Source organism: Aquabacterium sp. A08 (genome assembly GCF_011742065.1).
Map to the genome: position 1 here is coordinate 1 of NZ_JAAQQT010000202.1, position 416 is coordinate 416.

Below are 416 nucleotides of genomic sequence, written 5' to 3' on the forward strand. Positions count from 1 at the left end.
GCCTTCCTGCACGCCGGCGGCCGCGAGTTCCACTACATCCCCTGCCTGAACGACAGCGCGCCCGGCATGCGCGCCCTGGCCGACCTGTGCGAACGGCACCTGGCCGGCTGGCCCACCCAGGCCCTGCCGGACGCCACCGAGGCCGAGCGCACCCGCCAGCGGGCCCGCGCACTGGGCGCCACCGTCTGACCCTGGGCCACAAGCGCATGAAAACGCTGGACGGGCCTGACAAAATCCGCCTGGACAAATGGCTCTGGGCGGCGCGCTTTTTCAAAACCCGCAGCCTGGCCGGCGACGAGATCGACAAGGGCCGGGTGCGCATCAACGGCCAGGTCGCCAAAGCCTCGCGCGAACCGAAGGTGGGCGACGAGATCACCTTCCAGGCCGGGCACAGCCCGCGCACGGTGGTGGTGCGG

General features: G+C 71.4%; 1 protein-coding gene and 1 pseudogene. Both read left to right on the forward strand.

The genetic code is table 11. The annotated features are described in order from the left end of the window. Positions 1-189 (forward strand): annotated as a pseudogene (locus HA630_RS01135) (ferrochelatase); the annotation flags it as partial. A gap of 17 nt (positions 190-206) precedes the next feature. Further along, positions 207-416, forward strand: a 210-nt coding sequence (locus HA630_RS01140) for an RNA-binding S4 domain-containing protein (protein WP_166832116.1), incomplete at its 3' end; no start/stop codon positions are given.